Here is a 21,411-nt window from a genome sequence, read left to right as displayed (position 1 = left end):
TATTTTAACCTTTTGCGAAAAATTACCCCTTGCAAGGTTGTACATATACTTTTCCCAAAAAATAACGGGAAAATAGCAATAACTTTTTTATAGGAAATGTGATATCGCTCCCAGCACGGTGATGTAGCATGCTACGGGATAAACTTGGATTTAATATGGACAGAAAAACAGTGCTTGTCGTTGTGGCCCTTGCCCTTATCATGGCCCTCGCTTTTTTCATAAGGGTTTACTGGGCAATTGGGCCATCGATACAGTACGGATATTCGGTGTCTGGAGGTTCGGATTCCTATTACCATGAGAGAATTCTAAAATACATTCTCACAGCCAAGCATCAACTTCTTAATGATCCCATGCTGAATTATCCCTTGGGGCTCGATAATCCCAGGCCTCCCCTCTTTCACTGGTCCATAATACTTGCCAGCATGATATTTTATCCATTTCTGGATGCGTACCATTCAGCGGTACTTATGCTCATACTATTCCCGGCAATATGGGGAACACTAACCCTAATTCCTGTGTACCTTATGGGAAGAGAAGCGTTTGGCAGGAGAGTTGGCCTTGTTTCGGCTTTTCTCCTTTCCATTATGCCCGCATACATAATGAGAAGCGTTGCCACCCAAGCGGACTGGGACGCATTTGATATATTCTTCATAACATGGATGTTTTATTTCTTCCTCAAGGCCCTGAAGGAAACTCCTTCAAGAAAATGGATAAAGAACTGGTTTGACGGGAAAGAGTTGAAAAATGGGCTCAGAGCATTTTTCGTAGAGAATAAAAAAGGAGTCATATACAGTGCACTTGCGGGGGCCTCTCTTGGAGCCCTTGGACTTGCATGGAAGGGTTACACCTATGCACTTTCAATTCTCGCCATTTATCTTTTCATTCAGGTCATAGTAAACAGGTTCAGGAACAGGTCAAACTTCCACATCTTGGTATTCACAGCAATTTACACACTCGTCGGGTTTTTGATGATGTTTCCATGGTACTATGCCACCCACAGACTTGAAAGTTGGTACGAGGTGCCATTGATCGTCATACTAATTCCACTTCTGACAGCGCTGTATTTCGAGTTAACAAACAAATACCCCTGGCCCTTGGTATTCACCGTAGGAGCTGGTGGGCTAGGTGCGTTCGCCTTGATAATGAACATTTTCCTGCCCGACATATGGGGCAAACTGGTGAGCGGTCAGGGCTACTTTGTCCATAACAAATTGTACTCCACCATAGCAGAGGCACAACCCGTAACAATGGGAGTTCTGACAATGTCCTTTGGAATTGGAATTTTCCTCCTCTCAATTGCCGGAATAATTTACCTCCTCCTATCTCTCCGAAAAAAATCAGCAGATTACTACGTGTTCATTGTTCTTTATACCGCAATAGCCATATTTATGGCCATATCCGCAGCGAGGTTCATGTTCAATGCCTCCCCTGCAGTGGCCCTCACCGCGGCTGTTGCCCTGATCTGGCTAATAGATCTTGTGGATATACGCAAATCCATGGAGGAATTCAAAAAATACGGTGGCTCCTGGAGAAAATCCCTGAGGAAGAGTCTGAAAATCTCCCAGATAACTGTTGTACTCGTGGTGGCTCTACTTGTCATATTCCCCACCATGTGGAGTGCTGTTGACGCCGGAATCCCCTACGAAACAAAGGACAAGTTTGACAAGCAGATTTACAACAGCATGCCCTCCTTTATGAGACCCAACGAGACAACCTACAACAAATCTGCTCCGTGGTACCTCGGAGCATTTGGATACTCCATTCCAAAACCGGAATACCCCTGGCAACGGGCTTGGAAATGGTTAAGTGAGCAGGACAATTCAACACCTCCGGCAGATAGACCTGCCTTCGTGTCCTGGTGGGATTACGGCTTCCAAGCTGTGGCACAGGGCAAACATCCGGCCATTGCGGATAATTTCCAGGATGGTTATCAAATTGCGGCCCAGATAATAACGGCACAGAACGAGAGTGAGGTTATCTCGCTTTTCATAGCCAGATTGCTTGAGGGAGATTTTCACAAGAATAATGGGTCACTAAGCCAGCCAATAATGAACGCTCTCATCAAATACGCTGGAAAGGATAAAGCTGCAAAGATCGTTGATATCCTCAATGACCCCGATAAGTACAGGAAGATCATCGTTGATAATCCCCAGATTTACGGACTTTATTCAAGCGACATATCCTCAAAAAACGCACTCTATGTGGCAATAAAGGGAACACTCGCCTATCTACCTCAGCATGATCTTCTATCCATTTACGATGCGATTCGAAACAACACGGGGTGGGATATAAGATACTTTGCAGTTGATTATAGACTGTTCCCATTCTCTGGCACAAGAACGGGCATATTCTACGCACCTGCAAAACTTGGAGACAGAAGAGTCTATAACTATGGGGGAACAGTTGTACCCTACGACTTCTACCAACTCAAGGCGGTTGATTCAAATGGAAACACCTACGATTTAGACAAGATTCCCGGAAATGTTAGAATAGTGGGTTACAAGATAATTTACAAACCAATGTTTTACCACTCAATGCTGTATCGCACGTTCATAGGATATTCGGGTCAGGATATTGGGAAGGGAGATGGAATTCCTGGGTTCTCTCCAGATCTGGGAAGTTATCAGCCAATGCAGGCGTGGAATATGACTCATTTCAAACTGGTTTACAAGACGGCATACTGGAACCCTTACAAAGACTACAAAAACCACACCAAGGCATGGAAGCCCATACCCATAGACCTGGCCCTGAAATATTTGAAGGAGAAGAAGGGCACTGTGGAGCTCAATCCCCCGGCATATCAGGTTCTTCCCAACGATGTGGTCATGGTCAAATTCTATGAGGGTGCAGTTATAGAGGGACACATCAGACTGGCAACTGGGGAACCCATGAAGCATGTGAGGGTGACTCTATTTGATGAGTACGGGATACCTCACGATACAACATTCACAAATGACACGGGATACTTCAAAATACTTTCAGTGGCTGGTAATATGACCCTGGTGGTCTCCACTGACGGAGGGTACAACAAGTTAAAAATGGTGGATAAAACAATCCTGGCACAGATAAAGATAAATGTGAGCGAGGAGCAGGCAATGCGCCTTAAACCAAATTTCACCATAGTAAAGAACATAGTGATCAAGCCTGCAAATCTTGATGGTGTGGTGTATTACGATATGAACCACAATAACAAACTGGATCAGGGAGATATCAAACTGAATAACGCCACATTCATACTCTCAAATTCAACCTATGGATACCATGTGGAGGTCCCAATAAAGAACGGACAGTACTCAATTAAGGATATTCCCCCACACGCCTACAACATAGGACTCATAATAAATGGAAAAACGTTCCAAAAGATAGATACGGTAACTCTCCACGCGGGAATAAATCTAACCAAGGATATAAAACTGCTGCCCTCATTCGTTAAGGGTGTGGTCACCTACTCCAATGGAACACCCGCGGCAAATGCAACGGTGGAACTCACTGGCATTTACGCCAGGTACACCGCAAAGACAAATTCCACAGGTTCGTTCAATGTAATGGTTGTGCCAGATAATTACACGCTTACGGCAAGCAAGGGTGATTATTATTCAAAGCCTCAGGATGCCCCCGTAGGAGACTGGAACAAAACCATAAGCGATAATGTAACCCTCACCCAGGGATTCACCCTCACAGGATATTTAACTTACAATGGAGAACCAGTGAGGGATGCTGTTGTGAAGGTTAAGAGCACTGAGGGATACAACGTTTACATCCTCCAGACGGATAAAAACGGCAGATTCTCCCTCAAATTACCCGGAGGAATATACACAGTTTACTCCCTTTCAAATTATGGGGCACAGAAGATAGCCTATGCAGGAGATGTCACCCTGTACGGAGATATGCAGATAAAAATGAGTATGGAGAAGGCCTACATGGTGTATGGCAAGGTTACATCCAAGGATAAAATAGTGGGAGACATAGAAATATCCGCATTCAGGGGATCCACATTCACAACATGGTTTGTAAATCAAACTGGGTACTTCAACATATATCTTCCGGAGGGAACCTATTCAATAGGGTTCATAGGGTTCAACAACAGTTACTCTCCATATTTCAGCAGAGAAATCGTTAAACTTTACAGAGATGTTGAGATAAACCCGTTCCTTCAACAGGCAGAGTCAATAAAGGGCTACGTGTACTACGATAAGAACGGCAACGGGATTATGGACAGCAATGAAACGATAAAAAGTGGTCTGGTTATGCTAAGAGATAGCAAGGGGTACTATGAGGTCAGAAGCATACCTCCTGCTGGAGAATTCACCCTGGGAACCACACTCACGTATACCCTTAGTGCAGAGGTCTATGGATACCACATGGTAAAGATCTATACGGAAAATTCAAAGTCTTATATTCAGATGTCTCCAAATCTGGTAACCGTCACAGGTAGGGTTATAGTGGATAACTCAACAAACACAAGGCCTCTCACCATAAGGCTGATCTCAGAGGACAGAACATACACAATAGAAAATGTTTTTGGCTCATACTCAATAAATGTTCTGCCGGGTACGTATAGATTTGAAATTTCCGGAAATAACATTAAGTATGAATACGGAAAAATATCTGTGACTGCAAATGTTGGAGATGTAAAAGTTGTCAAAAATCTCAACATAAAGGCCATAGCCCACGTGAGCATTATCTCCCCTGCAGATAATGTTTACTGGTACAAGAATGGCACGCTGGTGACGATGGGAAAGAGTGTGAATATCGCACCGGGAGAGTACACGGTATACCTGAGAGGATATGAAAAGGCAGCACTTGTTAAGATAAATGTGAACGAAAATATGTCTACGAAGGTCAACCTTGAAAATGGATACTTTGTAAAGATAAACCAAGAAAATTTCTCATATCAACTCCCTGTGAAAATAAACACAACAGCAGGAAATATAACCTGGAAGTATTCCACCATCGTGCTTCCTCAGGGTCAGTACCTCTTTGAGATACATGTGAAGAAGATGGTCTATGGAAACTACTACCTCTATTTCACACAGGTGCTCAAATTCATAAATAAGGATACCGTGGTTATTCTTCATGTTTCTACAGAGAAGATTCTGGCAGAGGTACAGGGCGTTGTTACACTCAATGGAAGGGGCGTAGCAAATGCGGTTGTGCAGTTCATACCTGTGGATACTGAACTTAAAAATGTAACGGCCATAACGGATTCTGCAGGATACTACAATGTAAAACTTACCCCTGGAGAGTACACAGTTTACACATACTACATTATGGGAGGTCACAGGTACGCATACATTGGGAGTGTAAATGTGGAAGAGAAATTGACCTTCAACATAGAGTACAGTGATGCATACCTTCTCACAGGCCAGGTTTATATGAAGAACAAAACGATATCCACCTACGTGTATCTTGATACTCCCTACGGAACGCTCAGCGAGATGGCAAATGGATCCTACTATTTCATACTGCCTTCAGGAAATTACACGATAAGAGCAAGTTCTTCTGACATTGAATACGGTCAGACGGTTAAATACTCCATCAACGAGAAAATCAGTATATCCCATGACACATACATGGACCTGGCTCTCAAGAGAAACAGCGTGCATATGGTCACAGTGCACGTTATGGGCTTTGACAAATATGCCGTGCCCTACAAGAGTATATGGGTCCTTGTGAAACTGAAGAACACGGGAAATACTCCTGAAAAAGTTAAATTTGAAACTTTCTCGGGATGGAAGGTAATCAATCCTCAAACGTACAGGTTAAATCCAGGGGATACGAAAATCGTGAGCGTTAGCCTGAAGGTACCCCTTGCGAAGGCGGGAGACAATGAGGTTCATCTCAGGGCAAAGTACACTCAATTTACAGATGCCTATTTCCACGTGAACATTGCAAAATACTACAATACTACTGCAAAATACACCCTGGTTTCCTGGAACGATAATGCCCTGATATACAAGATAGACATAACCAACAATGGAAACACTTGGGTAAACTACACCTTCAACGTGCTTAACATAGAGGAACTTCATCTCAGGGGCTGGAACGTGGAAATATACGGTAAACTTGGAGAGGTAAATTATCTAAACGTATCTTCAAAGGGCAAGGGATCAATAGAGATCCGTCTTGTTGCCACCAAGAGCAGACCGGGACTCTCCATACCCGTGCAGATGGCCATAGTTGGGCCTCAGAAAACCATAACGGTGAGTATGCCCCTTAGGGAGGTTTCTGTGAGTACCACCCAGGTGTACATCCAAGCTCCTGGTGTGTCCAATTACACGGCGTTCACAATATCAACAACATGGTACGTTCTGTGGGGATTCACGATAGCCATATTTGCAGCATTCGTAGTACTTTGGAGGTGGAAGAAGTGAAAAAACTGCAAATTGCAATATTAATCTCTCTTCTCCTTTTGGGAACCATACCCTTGGGTGTCCATGCCAGCCAGTTAAATATACATATAGATGGTCCAACAATAATAGGCACCAACCAAACGGTACAGTACAAGGTATATGTGGAAGGATATTTTCCGCTTTACAGATGCGGCATCCTAATTAGTGGATACAATCTCACAGGTGCAAAGCCCCTGAACCAGTATGTCACATCAAGTAAGGATGGTTACTTTGTGTTCAACGTAACCGCTCCAAACTTACCCCAAACAATATATTTGAACTTCGTTGCATACGGTATGATAAACAACACAAAGATAGGAGCAACCACATCCAGGGTTCTGGCAGTTCAGGTAAAAAGGGCCATGGATGTCAATGTAAAAATAAAGAACCCTGAAAATTATGACCTGTACAACACTATGCTATCCTTCTATCTGGATGGAAGATACATAGGCAACACCACGGTTAAGGTCATCAAGGCAAATTCAACAAAGGACGTGACTTACAAATGGATTCCACACGGGCTGTACAGCGGAGAGCATGTTCTAACCGTGAAGATATCCAACAACGGAGTGGTCTTCGCAAATGGCCAGAAAACCTATGAGTATCGTTTCTATTACGGCACACCTCCATCATACGAGTACATAACATACCTGAGTTGGGGTCTTCTCATTCTGGTCATCGTTCTTTTCACCCTGTTCTTCTTGGGCAGACAGGGAAAGAAAAGTGGACCTGCTCCAAAATGGAAAAAATAATCATTTCATTCTTTTTACAAAATTTATCCATCTCTTTTTGTCTTCAATATCACCACTATGCTCGTATTCCTTTAGAAAAAGAACGATTCTTCTGAGAATTATGGCCTTCTGAACAATTTCCTCAGGCACATCTTCCATTGAATGTATATCCTCCATTATCTGCTTGTAGAGAGACTGATATTTTATAATCGTATTTTCTTCTGGAGAGGATATATCCTCCTTCAGAGAATAAACCCTGCCGTATATCTCAATTTCATCGGGAATTTCAACTGCCAGAACATTAACAAGGTTATCTATCCTCCTTATGGCTTCCTCCCTCTTCATTGCCCACCCCTCGCAAGTTCAATGGCCTCTTTCAAGGTGATCTCACCAAGAGCAACTCTCCTTGCCAGAGTTTTGGATATGGTGAGAAGGCCCTCGCTTTCAATTCTGCTCATTCTCTGTATCTCACGCAGGTACCCCTCCGTTATCACAATATTCATTTTCTCTCTGATCCGCTTCCCCCGGGTAAATGCAATCACCTTGGCCGCCTCAACATTCCTGTTGGATATGGATTCTGAGGTGTTTTCCTCATTTACCATCTCAACCATGTAACCATCCAAGAGGGAGTTTATTATTCTGTTTCTGTTCGTTATATCCCCATCTCCAACCCTAACAATCATTACACGGGGTTCGTATCCCAATTCTATTGAATTTACAACTGTGCGCACTTCCTCCACAGAGGACAACTGGATCTCTTCAACGACGTTTCCATCTCCGACAACGGCAATACCCGGCTTGGGGCCAGGGTCTATGCCGACAATAAGCTTCTCAAATCTCTTCTTTCCATAGAACCTTGACTGCAATTTCCTTATGCATTCCCTCGCATCATGACAGAGCACAAAAATATCCCCCTCAAGATGATCGGTGAGAACTACATCGCAACCGTCAAAATTATCCGTAACTACCTTGAACCTATAACCTTCCTCCTTGAGAGCACGCTCCACCTCATATTCAAGTTTGTAATCTTCCATTGCTATACCGATTCTCACAGTTTCAAAAAAAAATTCTGATATTTTAAGGTAGCGGGTGGAAATTTAAATACAAGGAGTTCATGCTATCCCGATGAACGGCTGGCTACTTGCACTTGTCCTCATAGTAGCCTGGATTCTTGGGCTCTACGCACTTTACAGATATGGAAAGATCAAGGGTCCGCTCTCGCTCTACGGACCAGCCCTCATGCTCAAAACAAAAAGGGGACTCGGGACAATAAAAAAACTCGCAAAATCAAAATTCTGGATTTATTATGGAAATTTTGGGGTTGGGCTCTCTCTCATAATTATGGTGGCCGTATTTCTACTGGTTCTGTGGCAGGCCTTTCTGGTTACAACAATTCCTCCATCTGAGGCACCATCTCCCCTAAAGGCCCTAGGTATACCCGGCATAAACCCTGTGATCCCACTGTGGTACGGGATACTGGGGCTAATTGTTGCAATAGTCATACACGAGTTCTCCCACGGATTTCTTGTGGTAGCCCAGAAACTAAAATTAAAATCCATAGGGGTCCTTCTGTTCGTAATACCCATAGGAGCCTTCGTGGAACCGGACGAGGAGCAACTTATGAAAACTTCCAAGAGGAGGAGAATGAGAGTTTTCGCAGCGGGACCCACATCCAACATAATCCTGGCAGCCGTGATCATCGTGGTAATTGCACTCCTGGTGGGAGGGATAACTCCGAAATACAATGCATTTTATGTGGCTTCAAATTTTGAGGACAATCCCAACTTCAATGCACTTCCGGTGGGAACAGTAATACTGAAAATAAACGGCACATCCATAAATAACATCCAAGATTTCATCAATGTAAATGCTCCAAGTCCCGGAAAAAAGGTCAGCGTTGAAATATACAACGGAAAAATTGAGAATATTAGCGTTTACAGTGGAGTAGTTGTGATCTCAGCCCTCAAGGGATATCCTGCCTACGATTCAGGAATAAGACCCGGATGGATATTCTATTCAATAAACGGGAGTGTTGTGAAAAACGAGCAGGAGTTTTTCAAGATTCTCAACAAAACGCGCAGTGGAACGCCTGTACATATAAGTATGTTCAAGCCCCCAAACAGGTGGATGAACGTGACCGTCGTGCTAGCTGACAAGTACGCCTACTTTGAAAAATACGCACCTCAACTTAACAGGCCCTGGTACAGGGGTAAGGGGTTTCTGGGAATTAACGCGGGATATCTTGGCATAGGGCTCGGAGACTCCAAGTACCTCAAAAACCTGATAGGAAATCCATACGCAGACGTGAGAAATCCGTACGATTTCTTCAGAGCTACCATGGCCTACATAGCACTGCCATTTATGGGACTCATGCCCTTTCCACAGAACCTTCAGCATTTATTCAACACACCTTTCACAGGATTCTGGATACTGGTAAACTCTCTCTACTGGATATTCTGGCTCAACCTCATGCTTGGAATGACCAATCTACTCCCAGCGGTACCTCTGGATGGGGGCTATGTGTTCAGGGACTTTATCACATACCTCTGCGAGAAATTAAAATTAAAAAATCCGAAGAAAATGGGAGATGCCATAACAACGTTTTTCAGTTTTATGGTCCTAATCCTCATCATCTGGCAATTCGTTGGACCCAGGATATAGAGAGCCAAGGCTCATCTGAACGGAAGTACCGGAACTGGGAAACAGGGCCCTGTAACGGGAATCGCCCATTATCAAATCGTAAAAGGTTATCACCGGCTTATCAATTTTCAGTTCCCTCTTCAATTTTGGATCAGCAGAGGCAAAGTTGAAGCAGAGTGTGCAGGGGCGTGGGTCAGAGGCGAGAAAATAACACATACCATCGCGATAGTAAATGCACCTTGAGGCTATGGAGTATTTCATATGCCCCTATGTTTTTTTCACTAAATAAATTTTTCACCGTGCATTTTTCCAAGAGCAACGAGGCCTTCCCTCTCATCTATGACAAATATTTCAAAATCAGGGGATGTGGTTCTAAGTATTGGTGATATGTAATCATTCCTCGTTATGTCCGTCCCGTAGGCGTAAAGACTTGATGCGGGCAAAACAATAAGTTTACTTGTTAGGAGAAAACAGGGATACTTGGCCGATGCATAAATCTCATCTCTCAGAGTTATGGATGGATGCTCATGTCCCATTATGAGGGTCTTCCCCTCCGGTACATCCAAATACCTGTGGCCGTGGGTAAAAACATAGTTTCCAAGAACAAAGGAATCCACCAAGGGTACTTCCCGACGCTTCAGTATGCTTCTCAGAAAATTATCGTGATTTCCCCGAACAACAGTTAGTTTACTTCTATCCCTGATGAAATCAACTACGCTCTCAATTTCTTTCCATTCCTGGGGCATGTTTCTGGAGAATTCGTGCTTTAAATCACCATCTATAATAAAACTTCGGGGGTCGTACCTCTCAAAAATTTTTTCGAGCATGTCCATGATGTAGGGATATTGCAATTTGGGAAGGAAAACTCCTTTTTGGGCCATCACATCCTCGTAGCCCAGATGAAAATCAGCCATAACTGCGGTCTCGTAATCTTCAAGGTAGAGCATGAAGTACCTCGTAAGAGTGATATCCCCCAGATTTATCTCTTCCACACACTCCAATATCCCTAATTATTTATTTCTTTGCCTCTCTATGAATTTTAAAATTCTCTCAAATACATCGCCCCTGTCTGCAAGCATTATGGAATGTCCGTATCCCTCAGCAATATATATTTCCTTTGGACCTGAAAGTGCATCGTAGACCCTCCTCCCGTTCTCCGGCTTCACAACCCTATCCTCGGAGGGAATAACAACCATGCAGGGTCTGTGGACCTTCCTCGCCTGAGTCAAGGTATCTACGGACATAAGTGGTTTGTAAGAGCCAATCCAGAGTTTGTTTTCCAGATAATTTAACTTTCTTGCTCTATCGGCCAATTTCTCATCGGTAAATAAAGAGGAGTAATCAACACGATAGTTTATGTAATAATCTCTGCCAGTTATCTTCTCAACGAGTTTTCCAAATGCATAAATCAGGGGCAATCCAATTCTCTCCCCCGCATTCAACTCCTCCTTTATTGAGGATGGAGGAGCCAAGGCCACACCCATATCGCCAATTCCTCGGGCAAGCGCATATATTGTTGTGGCTGCTCCCAAACTGTGGCCCATTATGATCAGAGGCCTATTGAGCAGATTCCCATTCTTTAGATGCTCAATCCATTTTTCTAGGTTTTTTATGTTCTTCTCAATGCTCTCATATCCCCTCTTTCCTGCACTTTTTCCATGGCCTTCAAAATCAATTATGAGGACCGCGTAGCCAGAGGAGTTGAATTTCTCAGGATAATCACCAAACTCACCCATGGAAGAAAGAAGGCCGTGGAGCATCACTATGGTTCCTTTATCTCCAGAATAGTACCTGCCGTAAAGGCCATCCACTCTCATCTCCTGCATGATAGAGCATCTCACACACGCTCTTAAATTTATCGTATTATCTTGGCATCCAGCACAACACAATCTTTCTCCCTTGCAAGCACTGGATTCAGGTCAATGCCCTCAATATCTGGATTCTCTTCTACGAGTTCTGAGATTCTGAGAAGCAACTCAATAATAGATTCCCTGTCAACCTTCGTTCCCCTGTATCCTTCAAGTATTTTTCTTCCCTTGATCTCTGAGAGCATCATCTCTGCATCCTTCCTGCCTATGGGAATAACCCTGAATGTAACATCCCTGAGAATCTCGGTGAATATGCCCCCAAGGCCGAACATTATGACGTGGCCAAAGGATGGATCTTTTGTCACACCAACTATTATCTCCACACCCCCATGGAGCATCTCTTCCACAAGCACTGGAGCATGGAATTTGTCCATGAGATTTTTCACTGCATTTTTCAATTCTTCCCTGCTGCCAATGTTTAGAATCACCCCTCCAACATCTGTCTTGTGAAGAATTTTCTCGCTTGCAACCTTGGCAACAAGGGGGTATTTCAAATTCAATTTTTCCAGATCATCCAGATTTTCAACAAGGGCACCATTTGGCACCTTTATTCCGTATTTTTTGAGCATTTCCTTTGCATCATATTCATTCATTCCTCTCCCTCCAGATAATCCAGAATTCTGGCCCTTTCATGAAGGACCTTCACAGCCTTGACACTGCGCTCTATTCCCATAAACACGGGAACGCGATTCTTCTCAAACTTCCGAAACATATTCATGGCAAATTCACTCCCAATGGTACCCACAACAATGGGCTTCTTACCCTCTCTGTGCCATTTTGTAATTATATCCACCAGTTTCTCGCTTATCAGAGGAGTCTGAAAGAGGGCATACACGAGAATGGCATCCACATTTGGGTCCTCGTTCAAAGCGGCAAGCACACCATCGTAGTCATCATCGCTTGCCTGTGCAGTCATATCCACAGGATTCTCCACCGATGCAAAGGGCACAACCTCTTCCTTTATTCTACGCTTGATCTCCTCGCTCAATTCAGCCATTTTCATACCTATACCACGAACATTGCTCTCGATGTAATCTGTGGTTACAACTCCAACACCTCCCGCAGAGGTGACAACGGCGATTCTCTCTCCCCCTATGGGCTTTCCATAAGCAAGAGCACGAGCATAATCGACAAGTTCAACTTCATCGTAGGCGCGTATCACTCCGCATTGCTTGAAGGCTCCGTTGGCAACGGCATCGCTGCCTCCCAACGCCCCGGTATGTAAACTCGCTGCCTTGGACCCTCGCTTAGTCCTTCCAGCCTTGAGCACAACAATGGGCTTATTTTTGCTCACCTTCCTTGCAATGCGCATAAAGTCCCTTCCATCGCGGAAGCTCTCGATGTAAAGAATTACCACCCTGCTTTTCTCATCCTCACCAAAATACTTCAGGAGCTCGTTTTCGTTAACATCAACTCTGTTGCCCAGATTTACGAATGCCCTAAAACCAACATCGTACATTGCAAAGGAATCCATGGTTAGAAGGCCGAGAGCTCCACTTTGAGTTATGAAGGCTATATCACCATCCCCCGGAAATCTTGAGCGCTCAGGAACCACCAGTGCCGTGTTCACCCCTGTGCTTGGAACATATATGCCCACCGTGTTTGGCCCTATAATCCTGGCCCCATGTTTCCTCGCGTCCTGAAGTATCTTTCTCTCCATTTCCTTTCCCCTGGGCCCGGTTTCTCCGAAGCCGCCAGCAATGGGTATTATGAACCTTGATTTCCTTGCCACGGACTCAAAAATATTTACAGTGAGTTCAGCTGGAAGTGTTATAACGCTCAGATCAACATCCTCGGGCAGAGATTCCACATCCCTGTAAACCCTGAAACCCAAAATTTCGCCGCCCTTTGGATTTACGGGATAAACTCTTCCAGCATAACCATTGTTTTTTAAATTTTCAAGCACCACATAGCCAATTTTCTTGGGATTGTGTGATGCTCCTATGACTGCTATGCTCTCAGGGGCTATGAGTCTCTCAAACATAAAAAAGGGAATGGCGAGGAGAATTAAAAAGATTGCCTACTATTTGGTTGAATTTAGAGGCGTTTCGTATATGGATACTTTGAAATCAGCATCCTTGGGTAGGTTGTACACCACTTTCCACTCTCCATAGGGCCCTTTTATTAAAGGAGGACTATATAGAGTAATTTCTGCACTTTCCTCTAATTTAGTCCCAGGTTTATTTAAATATTCAATATTGAATTTATTCTGAAGATGTCCCTCGCTATCGTAAAGCAGCACAGAACTGTTTGGACTCACAGTAGAAGCATCGTAACTTATCCAAACCTCCATGTATTTCCATGTTTTGTTCACATAAAATCCCTTTTCTCCAACTCCGGATATGCTGAAGGTTTCAACAAGTGTTCCACTGGGCCTGAACTCAGGAGGTAACTGACTTCTTCTCTTTGGCTTCTGCTGCATATTTATCGCCGCTGCAACAACCACTATTCCAACGATTATGATTATTAAAAAAATATATCCTTTCTTACTCATTTTTCACCACCTTCCTTATGGGATGTCTGTACACAAAGATGAAATATCCCACCAATATGACAGATATATACCAAACTAAATAAAGAAAAATTATCGAAGGAAAATCTACCAAGGATATCTGAGAAGAAATAGAAATGGTTTGAGGATAAAGCAGTAAATTCACTACATTACGGAATATATAAATTGGATTTAGAAAAACCAAAATTTTCCACACCAATGGAAAAGCATTTCTATACTCCTGAACGCTACTTATATTGTGTAGATGTTCTAAATAATTGATGCCATTATTATAGGCCATAGCACTCACCATTAATAATAAAATAAAGAGAAAAATTGATATTATAACACTCCATGAAGTTTTTCTAATTAAAAAGCCAATTGCACCCCCGAGAAATAGAAGAAGAATAAATGTCACAACGGCAAAAAAGAATAAACTGAAATAAAATTCCAAAAATCCTGTTAAATAATAGAATATAAAGATAAAAATAATCCAATTAACTAAAATTATCAAAAACCCCATAACAATTAATGATATCAAATAAGAGAGAAATACGGATATTCTGGAATAATTAAACATAAGAACATACTGATTCATGTCATTCACTTCATACTTAGATGTTACAATGCTCGCTATTGGAAATACAAATATTGATATCATAAAAATACTATTAAACCAAAACATAGAGAAACTATTTTCAATTTGATTGATTATGTCCTGGTAATTTATATTTTTAGAATGCGCTATATAATAGAAATACCATTGACTGAAGGAATTTGCCTGATCGTAAGAGGCTATTAAACTGATAAAAAATACAAGTGTTAGCGATATTAAAATATAATATTTGTTGAATATAAATATGTATTTAATATTTGTAAGAAAGTCATTTTTCATCTTCACCACCCATATAAATTCTTTCATATATCCTGTCCAAACCCTCTATTTTCGCCTCGTATATATCCAGGTTCCCATTCACCAGTTCTCTTATTATTCCCGGTATGTTTTCTCTGTTGGTTTCAATTAGGAGTTCCTCCTCACCATTGGAATATTTCTTAAAATCCTCTGGCAACTCACCCTTAAAAATAACTTTCAAAATAACAGATCTTCCAAAATTATAATCGCCAACAATCTTCCCTTGGTTCATAAAAATTACTCTATCACATACGGGCGTTAAATAAAGAAGATTGTGGGAGGATATAAAAATCGTCTTCCTTTTATCTTTTAATTCTTCAATGATTTTTCTTATCCCTATCGCCATAGACGGATCCAAACCAGAAAATGGCTCATCCATAACCATAAAATCAGGATTGTGGATTAGGGCCCTTATTATGGCCAGCCTTTTTTGCTGTCCCTTGGAAAGATTTGAAGGGTTTATCTTCTCCTTTCCATGCAACCCGAACTTTTCAATAAGAGAATACACATTCTCTACGGGTACATCAGTGAGTTCCGCAATGTATTTTAAATTTAATTCCACAGATGAATCAAAAAATGTGGGGTACTCCTGAACATACCCTATCGGTTTTTTTGTCCTGAGTTCAACCCTGCCGCCATCTTCCCTCAGAAAACCAACAATTATCTTTATCAGGGTACTCTTGCCTGCTCCATTTGGACCGACAAGACCCACAACTTCACCCCTCTCTATGCTAAATGATACGCCTCTTAAAGCCCTTACCGGATGCCTCCATTTGGAGTATGTTTTTTTAAGATTTTTTACCTGCAGAAGGTTCATAGGATCCCACCTTATATTTTCCATACGGTGTGTCAAGGTATAATATATAATCCTTTCCTAGAGAAAGATACTTGGAAAGATTCAGAGAAATACCCATTCCCGAATAATTAAAGGATATGGTTCTATAATAACTCTCACTATTATTAAGTTCATTGTACTGCCATATTTCCAACTTTCCTTCAAATTTAAGAGGGCTGGAGGAGTTAATATGTAGCAAATTATTTTTTATTGTATAATTTAAACCTCCAAGATAAAAATAGGACATATTGTTGTATACAACCTTAAAGTCAGTATTATTACCCCAGAGCTTCCACTTTTGTATGCCTTCTATGTACAAGAGGTAATAACCTGCGGGGGCCCTATAATAATGTACATTCTCCGGATCTGAATTAACATCGTCTACATAAAAAACTGAGTCGTTCCAGAGATACCTATAAGTTTTTTGCTTTGTAATATCAAAATGAATTAATCCATAATATTCACTTCCAGGAGGGATAGAATAATAGACACCCTGTGAAATCTGTGAGGTTACATTTTTTAACTCCTTAAGGGAAGGGAAATAGAATATGTAGATTCCATCAACACATGGATATTTTGAAGAGGCAACAACCTCAAAATTATCAACATTTATTGCTTTCACCTTTACAATGATATTCACGTTCTCGCCCATGGAGTACCTGCTCTTTTCACTTTCCACAGTTAGAATCACCAAACCACTACCATGGTGGGTGTACATGTAATAACCAGCTCCCGCACCCAGCAGTATCAGGATTATTACTATAGTGAGGGTTTTCTTGCTCATCATATAAATCACTCACCTACCTAATACATGTAGATATATTTATTTTTTTTTTTGGAAAAAAAGTAAAAAAATTATTCAATAACTCCACCACCGCCACCACTGAGGTATACTGTAAAATCTCCATTCAGGGTTATATCACTATCAAAATCATCAAAAGGATCATACCAGCAATCATGATGAAATTTTCCCTCGAAAGAGTAATGTATACTCTGTTCACCAGAACTTAAATAGGCCATGGCCACTCCTCCAGTGAAGGATCTACCAAACTCCAGATCTCCAGTTACCTCCCCATACCATGAGGAAGTATCCTCAGTATGCTGTCTCCAGCCGAATTTATAATAGTAAACATAGATGCTCCATGTAACATAAGAAGATGCCGACATGGTCACAGATGCTGCTTCTGCATAAACTGAAGCACTTGCAGAGATACCAAATGAATAAGTTACAGTACCTGCCTGCTCTTCTTTCTCTATCAAAGAGGGTGTGATGGTACCTATACGGAATTGTGATGGCCACCAGAATACGGAGAACTTAATACAATTATCGTTGTTGGATCCGTTGAAGATGCCTTTTTAAGGTACCAATTAGAATCATCGGTAGAAGGAGATAGGTATTCTTTATATATAAACATATATAAACAATTGAATTCTCTCCGTAATCCCCATAAACGAAATACGCCTCCAAAACACAGTCCACGGCATTCCCATAGACATCCTTTCTTTCTAGGGTAACTTTCTTTAGAAATATAGCGTTCCCATGCGTTGTTCCTAAATTATTATTTTCAGCAAAGGCGCTGAATGGTATCAACACAGAAAGTAGCATAAGTGTAATCACTGTAGTCCCTATAATTCCGGTTATTCCATAAAGACTTTTTTTGTCTTTTCATGGAATCACCAAGAGTAGGTATAACTTTGCTATATATATCGGTTATAAACATCAATAAAAAAAGTGTGTGCGCTTAAGCGCACTTGTCCAAGGGTTTGGGAGTCACCTTGGAGCTCTTCTCAGTTTTCAGTATTATTCTGGCATCCACCACGCTGAGACCCTTCTCGTAAACAATCACTGGATTAGCATCCACCTCCTTTATGTAATCCCTGAAGTCCCAGACCAATTGCGATAATCTGCTAACCGCATCCGCTATGGCCTCTATATCCCTAGGCTTCTCACCCCTAGCGCCGCGGAGTATTCCGTATCCTTTTATCTCCTTCACCATGTCAAGGGCCTCATCCTTGCTGAACGGCGCTATGCGGAATGTGACATCCTTCAAAATTTCCACGAATATGCCTCCGAGACCGAACATCACTGTGGGTCCAAACTGCGAGTCATTGACGCTTCCTATTATTGTTTCCGTGCCCCATGGTTCCATATGCTGCACATAAACACCCAGTATTTCCGCGCGGGGATCGTAGCGCTGTGCGTTCTCTATGATCTCCTCAAATGCTCTACGAACTTCATCATCGCTCTTTATGTTCACCTTCACTCCTCCGGCATCGCTCTTGTGCACTATGTTGGGCGAGACTATCTTCATAACCACAGGATACTCAACTGCACGGGCAATCTTCACCGCATCCTCCACATTCTTGGCCATCTTACCCTTTGGCACGGGCAGGCCATAGGCGGCAAATACCTCCTTTGCCTCGGGCTCCGTTAACAGGGATCTTCCACAGGCCTTTGCCTTTCCTATGATCGCCTCAACCTTCTGCTTGTCAACCTTGTAGGGCACGAATTCCTTGGATGCCTTCTCAAGATACCTTCCGTAAGTTCTCAGGGCAGCAAGAGCACGCACGGCTGCATGGGGGCTATCGTAATAGGGTATGCCATGCTCTATCAGCCACTCTCCGGCCTTGACACTACGCTCTCCACCCACAAGGCTCACGGCTATTGGCTTGCTGGCACCACTATCCTTGTAAGCCTTGTAAATGCCCTCGGCTATGTTCATCGGGTCCGTGAATGATGTCTCGCAGTAGAGAACAACCACGCCATCAACCCAGTCGTGCTTGAGGGCATCCCTTATTGAACCCTCGTATTGAGGTCTGTCTGCCATACCTGTGAGGTCAACAGGGTTCTTTGGATTGCCAAACTCAGGCATGTGCTTGAACATTAGCAGCTTGAGATCATCAGGGGCATCCTTTATAGGCACTCCGTATCTCTCAGCAGCATCAGTTGCAAGAACCCCCACTCCACCACCATTTGTTATTATGAGAAGATTGTCGCCACGCATTGGGGACTGAAGGGCCAGAGCCATGGTTTCATCGAAGAGAGCGTTGAGGTTCTCAGCCCATACGATGTGCCCCTGCTTGAACGCTGCCTCGTAAATTTTGGTGCTTCCCGCAAGGCTTCCCGTGTGCGATGCTGCGGCAGCCGCACCCCTTTTTGAAGTACCGGCCTTGAGCGCGATTATGGGCTTCTTGGAGTTCTTGGCTGCATTGAGGAACTTGCGCCCATCCTTAACGCCCTCTATGTAGAGCGAAATAACATTTGTATCCTCATCCTTGTTGAAATACTCAATAAGATCTCCAAAATCCAGATCCGCCATGTTTCCAATGCTTATCATATGAGATATGCCAACCTTATCCACCCAGGTACGGGCATCCATGGCTATTAGCAACGCACCGCTCTGAGATATCATGGCTGCCTTTCCGGGATACGGAAGATACGGACCAAAGGATGCGTTCATCTTAAGGGGATTGTTCATTATGCCCACAACATTAGGACCCAGAATGCGCATTCCGTACTTGTGTGCTATTTCCACAACCTCCCTTTCAAGGTCCTCACGTCCAACCTCACTGAACCCTGAGGCTATGATAACGAGTCCCTTTACTCCCTTCTTTCCACACTCCTCCGTAACTGCAGGAACATACTTTGCCGGTACAACGATGAGGGCAATATCAACCTCGTCAGGTATCTCAGTTACACTGTGATAGCATTTGAGACCTGCAATCTCATCGGCCTTGGGATTGACAGGGTATATCTTACCCTCATATCCAGAATCTATGAGATTCTTAACACATTGATGTCCTATGGCCTTTGGATCCCTGCTTGCTCCGACGATTGCTATACTTTTTGGTTTGAATATCGGGTCTAAATTTTCCATTTTAATTACCTCCTTTTTCCGTGATTGCATTTAAACATAATAAATTTGCACTTCGTCATCTGTCTATTTGCGATTTAACTTTTGGTTTCGGGTTTGAGTTAAGTATAAATAGGGCAAAATATTTTCATAATTGAATGGAGGAAAAAATAGTTCATCTTAGGCTCTCGGAGCATCCGGAAATCACCGTTGGCGAGTTGTACGAGATTATGATGGAACTTGCCAAAAAATATCCGGATAGAGAGGTTTTTTTCGACGGGGATGAGCAGGCCATATGCTCCAGACCTAAAAAATTGCAGTGAGTTGTGGGATAACCTGCATTATGCTCAAAGAGCTCAATATATTGAATATGAGGGCCACACCCCCGCCTATTACGATGAGCACAACAAGTATGATTATTATCCACAGGGCTATTTTCAGTATTATTCTCCCAAGCAGCACTATGCCAATCAAAACCAAGAGAGCAAGAATGCACCAAGAATGCGGATCCGCAACCATAATTAGTAATGCGATTAATACTACTTAATACTATCCCCCATTTTGGCACACTTAACATTTGAAAGGTTTAAAATAAGATGAGGGCATGCTATGCCAATGTATGTCAATCCAGATGATTTGTGGAAACTGAAATGGGATTACCTTTTCAACTATTCACCCGAATCAATCATAATTCTCGATGAGGATCAAACGATTCTTGATGTAAACGAAACAACCCTTAAACTTCTGAGAAAGGAAAAAAAGGATATCGTCGGAGAAAAATGCTATCGGATTTTTCACAACACAGACAATCCCCCTGAGGATTGCCCGTTTTTGGAGATGAAGAAAAGGGGTGAGAGAAGGGCCATAAACGAGATGAACACCATAGTTGGAGATTTCATAGTTGAGGTTGTGCCTGTGGAAATCCCGGGTGAGGGTAGAAGGGTTCTCCACTTTGCAAGGGACATAACCGTTGTAAAGGAGGTTGGTCTCAAACTCATAGAGTCCCTTCAACGCTACACATCTCTGGTTAGCACCCTTATAAATATGGATTCTGTGCTACTCAGGGAAAAAAATATGGACATGATGCTCAAAGAGGCAACAAGAATAATATGCGAGAATGACAACTTTGACGCTTCCTGGATTATTCTGAAAAGCGAGGAGGGACTGAAAACCGTGAGCAGATACGGTGCAGACTGGAATTTTGAAGACAAATATGAAATTGAAGAAGATATGTGTAAAGAGGAGGTCCACACAAAGAGAATAGACGGTGGAAACTACCTGTTTCTCACTATGGGGATAGATGAAAATTTCATAGGACTCGTGGTTCTACTGAGAAATGAGCCTTACGAGCTCACCTCGGAGGATGTAAAGGCTCTCAAGATAATGGCAGACAACCTGAGCATAGCCATAAGGGAGAGACACTTAAATCTGGCCCGAGATCTGGCTTACAAGGAACTTGAGAGTAACATACAGAACTTTGCACTTCTCGCGGACGGTATCAGAAATCCACTGGCCGTGATAATGGGATTGGCAGAAGGTATGGTGAACGATGATGATCTGAAAGGAAAGATAATAGAGCAGGTGGAAAGGATAGAGAGTATAACTCAGAGGATAGATCAGCGCTGGGAGAACACAGAAAGATTGCTAAAAGTTCTGAAAAACATATGACCGGAAAATTTTATTGGGA

18 protein-coding genes are annotated in these 21,411 nt (G+C 42.7%); 5 read left to right on the top strand and 13 right to left on the bottom strand.

What is annotated here, in order from left to right:
- Positions 1 to 128 precede the first annotated feature (128 nt).
- Together ACIM339_RS03650 and ACIM339_RS03645 are read left to right on the top strand one after the other, a co-directional pair.
- Positions 129 to 6,374: a carboxypeptidase regulatory-like domain-containing protein gene (locus ACIM339_RS03650; protein ID WP_015283257.1), complete on the top strand. Its 6,246-nt coding sequence runs from the start codon at positions 129 to 131 to the stop codon at positions 6,372 to 6,374.
- Complete coding sequence (locus tag ACIM339_RS03645; protein WP_015283256.1) at positions 6,371 to 7,144, top strand: CARDB domain-containing protein; 774 nt, start codon at positions 6,371 to 6,373, stop codon at positions 7,142 to 7,144. The genes ACIM339_RS03650 and ACIM339_RS03645 overlap by 4 nt, the downstream gene beginning before the upstream one ends.
- Here the strand turns inward: ACIM339_RS03645 and ACIM339_RS03640 are convergent, their stop codons facing one another.
- Both ACIM339_RS03640 and ACIM339_RS03635 read right to left on the bottom strand, forming a co-directional pair.
- Positions 7,145 to 7,468 (bottom strand): hypothetical protein, encoded by a 324-nt coding sequence (locus tag ACIM339_RS03640; RefSeq protein ID WP_015283255.1) that lies wholly within the window; start codon positions 7,466 to 7,468, stop codon positions 7,145 to 7,147.
- Positions 7,465 to 8,157, bottom strand: coding sequence for a hypothetical protein (locus ACIM339_RS03635; protein ID WP_015283254.1), 693 nt, complete (start codon positions 8,155 to 8,157; stop codon positions 7,465 to 7,467). Before ACIM339_RS03635 ends, ACIM339_RS03640 begins: the two co-directional genes overlap by 4 nt.
- 91 nt (positions 8,158 to 8,248) lie before the next feature.
- Here ACIM339_RS03635 and ACIM339_RS03630 point away from each other — a divergent pair, with 91 nt between their 5' ends.
- Positions 8,249 to 9,784 carry a site-2 protease family protein gene (locus ACIM339_RS03630; protein WP_015283253.1) on the top strand — a complete coding sequence of 512 codons (1,536 nt, stop codon included), beginning with the start codon at positions 8,249 to 8,251 and terminating at the stop codon, positions 9,782 to 9,784.
- Here ACIM339_RS03630 and ACIM339_RS03625 read toward each other — a convergent pair.
- The 10 genes from ACIM339_RS03625 to ACIM339_RS03570 form a co-directional block, all read right to left on the bottom strand.
- Complete coding sequence (locus ACIM339_RS03625) at positions 9,743 to 10,024, bottom strand: hypothetical protein (RefSeq protein WP_015283252.1); 282 nt, start codon at positions 10,022 to 10,024, stop codon at positions 9,743 to 9,745. The genes ACIM339_RS03630 and ACIM339_RS03625 overlap by 42 nt on opposite strands.
- Positions 10,025 to 10,044: 20 nt before the next feature.
- Entirely contained in the window at positions 10,045 to 10,755 is a 711-nt protein-coding gene (locus ACIM339_RS03620; RefSeq protein ID WP_015283251.1) for a metallophosphoesterase, read from the bottom strand.
- Between the two features lie 18 nt (positions 10,756 to 10,773).
- Entirely contained in the window at positions 10,774 to 11,589 is an 816-nt protein-coding gene (locus tag ACIM339_RS03615) for an alpha/beta hydrolase (protein ID WP_015283250.1), read from the bottom strand.
- 29 nt (positions 11,590 to 11,618) lie between these two features.
- Positions 11,619 to 12,224, bottom strand: a complete 606-nt coding sequence (locus ACIM339_RS03610; protein WP_015283249.1) for an acetate--CoA ligase family protein — start codon at positions 12,222 to 12,224, stop codon at positions 11,619 to 11,621.
- Positions 12,221 to 13,615 carry an acetate--CoA ligase family protein gene (locus tag ACIM339_RS03605; RefSeq protein ID WP_015283248.1) on the bottom strand — a complete coding sequence of 465 codons (1,395 nt, stop codon included), beginning with the start codon at positions 13,613 to 13,615 and terminating at the stop codon, positions 12,221 to 12,223. Before ACIM339_RS03605 ends, ACIM339_RS03610 begins: the two co-directional genes overlap by 4 nt.
- A gap of 39 nt (positions 13,616 to 13,654) precedes the next feature.
- Positions 13,655 to 14,125 carry a hypothetical protein gene (locus tag ACIM339_RS03600; RefSeq protein WP_015283247.1) on the bottom strand — a complete coding sequence of 157 codons (471 nt, stop codon included), beginning with the start codon at positions 14,123 to 14,125 and terminating at the stop codon, positions 13,655 to 13,657.
- A gap of 881 nt (positions 14,126 to 15,006) precedes the next feature.
- The gene (locus ACIM339_RS03590; protein WP_052309856.1) at positions 15,007 to 15,852 is read right to left on the bottom strand and encodes an ABC transporter ATP-binding protein; all 846 of its coding nucleotides are present in this window, start codon (positions 15,850 to 15,852) and stop codon (positions 15,007 to 15,009) included.
- A complete protein-coding gene (locus ACIM339_RS03585; protein WP_162007680.1) occupies positions 15,824 to 16,654 on the bottom strand; it encodes a hypothetical protein in 831 nt (276 codons plus the stop codon). Before ACIM339_RS03585 ends, ACIM339_RS03590 begins: the two co-directional genes overlap by 29 nt.
- Before the next feature lie 71 nt (positions 16,655 to 16,725).
- Positions 16,726 to 17,130, bottom strand: a complete 405-nt coding sequence (locus ACIM339_RS03580) for a hypothetical protein (protein ID WP_048103763.1) — start codon at positions 17,128 to 17,130, stop codon at positions 16,726 to 16,728.
- Between the two features lie 482 nt (positions 17,131 to 17,612).
- The gene (locus ACIM339_RS03570; RefSeq protein ID WP_015283241.1) at positions 17,613 to 19,748 is read right to left on the bottom strand and encodes an acetate--CoA ligase family protein; all 2,136 of its coding nucleotides are present in this window, start codon (positions 19,746 to 19,748) and stop codon (positions 17,613 to 17,615) included.
- A 134-nt stretch (positions 19,749 to 19,882) separates the two neighbouring features.
- Between ACIM339_RS03570 and ACIM339_RS07975 the strand changes: the two genes are divergently transcribed.
- Entirely contained in the window at positions 19,883 to 20,047 is a 165-nt protein-coding gene (locus tag ACIM339_RS07975; RefSeq protein WP_015283240.1) for a hypothetical protein, read from the top strand.
- Here ACIM339_RS07975 and ACIM339_RS03565 read toward each other — a convergent pair.
- A complete protein-coding gene (locus ACIM339_RS03565; protein WP_015283239.1) occupies positions 20,031 to 20,243 on the bottom strand; it encodes a hypothetical protein in 213 nt (70 codons plus the stop codon). The two genes, ACIM339_RS07975 and ACIM339_RS03565, sit on opposite strands and share 17 nt — an antisense overlap.
- A gap of 96 nt (positions 20,244 to 20,339) precedes the next feature.
- Between ACIM339_RS03565 and ACIM339_RS03560 the strand changes: the two genes are divergently transcribed.
- Positions 20,340 to 21,392 (top strand): PAS domain-containing protein, encoded by a 1,053-nt coding sequence (locus tag ACIM339_RS03560; RefSeq protein WP_048103761.1) that lies wholly within the window; start codon positions 20,340 to 20,342, stop codon positions 21,390 to 21,392.
- Positions 21,393 to 21,411: the final 19 nt, after the last annotated feature.

It is taken from the genome of Aciduliprofundum sp. MAR08-339 (assembly GCF_000327505.1).
Classification (GTDB): domain Archaea; phylum Thermoplasmatota; class Thermoplasmata; order Thermoplasmatales; family Aciduliprofundaceae; genus Aciduliprofundum.
Note: the sequence above shows the minus strand (reverse complement) of the source record. Positions and strands in the feature narration are given on the sequence as shown.

Excerpts from the sequence above, each read along its gene's own strand:
- ACIM339_RS03650 (WP_015283257.1), top strand. The coding sequence starts at position 129 with ATGCTACGGGATAAACTTGGATTTAATATGGACAGAAAAACAGTGCTT.
- ACIM339_RS03640 (WP_015283255.1), bottom strand. The coding sequence starts at position 7,468 with ATGAAGAGGGAGGAAGCCATAAGGAGGATAGATAACCTTGTTAATGTT.
- ACIM339_RS03635 (WP_015283254.1), bottom strand. The coding sequence starts at position 8,157 with ATGGAAGATTACAAACTTGAATATGAGGTGGAGCGTGCTCTCAAGGAG.
- ACIM339_RS03630 (WP_015283253.1), top strand. The coding sequence starts at position 8,249 with ATGAACGGCTGGCTACTTGCACTTGTCCTCATAGTAGCCTGGATTCTT.
- ACIM339_RS03625 (WP_015283252.1), bottom strand. The coding sequence starts at position 10,024 with ATGAAATACTCCATAGCCTCAAGGTGCATTTACTATCGCGATGGTATG.
- ACIM339_RS03615 (WP_015283250.1), bottom strand. The coding sequence starts at position 11,589 with ATGCAGGAGATGAGAGTGGATGGCCTTTACGGCAGGTACTATTCTGGA.
- ACIM339_RS03610 (WP_015283249.1), bottom strand. The coding sequence starts at position 12,224 with ATGAATGAATATGATGCAAAGGAAATGCTCAAAAAATACGGAATAAAG.
- ACIM339_RS03605 (WP_015283248.1), bottom strand. The coding sequence starts at position 13,615 with ATGTTTGAGAGACTCATAGCCCCTGAGAGCATAGCAGTCATAGGAGCA.
- ACIM339_RS03600 (WP_015283247.1), bottom strand. The coding sequence starts at position 14,125 with ATGAGTAAGAAAGGATATATTTTTTTAATAATCATAATCGTTGGAATA.
- ACIM339_RS03590 (WP_052309856.1), bottom strand. The coding sequence starts at position 15,852 with ATGAACCTTCTGCAGGTAAAAAATCTTAAAAAAACATACTCCAAATGG.
- ACIM339_RS03585 (WP_162007680.1), bottom strand. The coding sequence starts at position 16,654 with ATGAGCAAGAAAACCCTCACTATAGTAATAATCCTGATACTGCTGGGT.
- ACIM339_RS03570 (WP_015283241.1), bottom strand. The coding sequence starts at position 19,748 with ATGGAAAATTTAGACCCGATATTCAAACCAAAAAGTATAGCAATCGTC.
- ACIM339_RS07975 (WP_015283240.1), top strand. The coding sequence starts at position 19,883 with ATGGAGGAAAAAATAGTTCATCTTAGGCTCTCGGAGCATCCGGAAATC.
- ACIM339_RS03565 (WP_015283239.1), bottom strand. The coding sequence starts at position 20,243 with ATGGTTGCGGATCCGCATTCTTGGTGCATTCTTGCTCTCTTGGTTTTG.
- ACIM339_RS03560 (WP_048103761.1), top strand. The coding sequence starts at position 20,340 with ATGTATGTCAATCCAGATGATTTGTGGAAACTGAAATGGGATTACCTT.